The sequence below is a fragment of the Janthinobacterium sp. BHSEK genome, assembly GCF_056174685.1.
This window is the reverse complement of record NZ_JBWBYV010000216.1, coordinates 1-1,335: the sequence shown is the minus strand read 5'-3', so window position 1 is coordinate 1,335 and position 1,335 is coordinate 1. Positions and strand designations below refer to the sequence as shown.

General features: G+C 59.2%; 2 protein-coding genes. Both read right to left on the bottom strand.

The window, feature by feature from the left end; genetic code table 11:
- A partial coding sequence (locus tag AC0V2Y_RS28515; RefSeq protein WP_475418057.1) for a flagellin N-terminal helical domain-containing protein occupies window positions 1–867 on the bottom strand: 867 nt, incomplete at its 3' end.
- Window positions 868–1,110: 243 nt separating this feature from the next.
- Window positions 1,111–1,335, bottom strand: a 225-nt coding sequence (locus tag AC0V2Y_RS28510; protein ID WP_475415847.1) for a flagellin, incomplete at its 5' end; no start/stop codon positions are given.

The window sequence follows — 1,335 nt, the reverse complement described above, 5'->3', positions numbered from 1 at the left end:
CAGGGACATGACCATCGAGGACATGCTGTTGCTTTGTTTCAGCATCGCGGTGCCAGCTTGCAGCAGCATTTGCGACGACGTCATGTTCGAGCTTTCGGTCGCGAAGTCGGTGTCCATGATGCGGCCGGTAGCGGCTTTGGTGTTGGTGGCGATGTTCGACAGGTTGGTGTTGACGTGGTCCAGACGGTTGGCCGTCGCGCCCAGTGCCGAACGCACGGTGCTGACGCTGTCGATGGCGGTAGCCAGCAGGCCGATGGTGGCGTTGGCGGTGGCGGTCAGTTCCGTCGCGCCCGTCGATGCTGCCGACGAGAAGTTTTTGCTCAGGCCGGTCAGGGCTGCGTTCAGCGCGGTCAGGTTGCCCGATACGTCGAAGCTCATTTTTTCCGTCGAGCTGGCGCCGATCTGGAACGTCATCGACGTCGACAGCGTGCCGGAGGCGGCAGCCGCGCCGTCGCCCAGCAGCTTGGTGCCGCCGAACGTGGTGTTGGTCATGACGTTGTACAGTTCCTGGCCCAATGCATTGTATTCAGCTTGCATGGCGGTCTTGTCGGCGCCGGTCGACGAGGCGTCGGAAGCCTGGGTAGCCAGGTCTTTCATGCGTACCAGCATGTTGGTCACTTCGGCGAATGCGCCTTCAGCCGTTTGCAGCAGCGAGGTGCTGTTTTGCGTGTTGTTCATCGCAACGGTCATGCCGCTGGTTTGTGCTTTCAGACGGGTGGCGATCTGCAGGCCGGCAGCGTCGTCCATGGCCGAGTTGATGCGGAAGCCGGTGCTCAGGCGCGTCATCGAAGTCGACAGTTTGGATTGGGTATTCGAGATCGAATTTTGTGCCGACAGGGAGGCAGCGTTGGTGTGAAGGCTCAGCATGGTGTCATTCCTAATTGGGTGGTTACGGTGAGGAGCGACGATTTATCTGCTCCTATCAGTACAAGACGACCGTGCCGCCACCTTAATTAAATGCTTTGCGGAAATTTTTGAAAATAAATGGTAGTTGTTGCCTCGCCGCTCCGCCGAACCCGTGCGACGGCATGCCCGCGCCAGGCGCGCATGAAAAAAAAGCCAGACCGGAGTCTGGCTTCGATAGATTGGCCGCAAGCGGCCAAGTCCATATTATTGCAGCAGGGACATGACCATCGAGGACATGCTGTTGCTTTGTTTCAGCATCGCGGTGCCAGCTTGCAGCAGCATTTGCGACGACGTCATGTTCGAGCTTTCGGTCGCGAAGTCGGTGTCCATGATGCGGCCGGTAGCGGCTTTGGTGTTGGTGGCGATGTTCGACAGGTTGGTGTTGACGTGGTCCAGACGGTTGGCCGTCGCGCCCAGTGCCGAACGCAC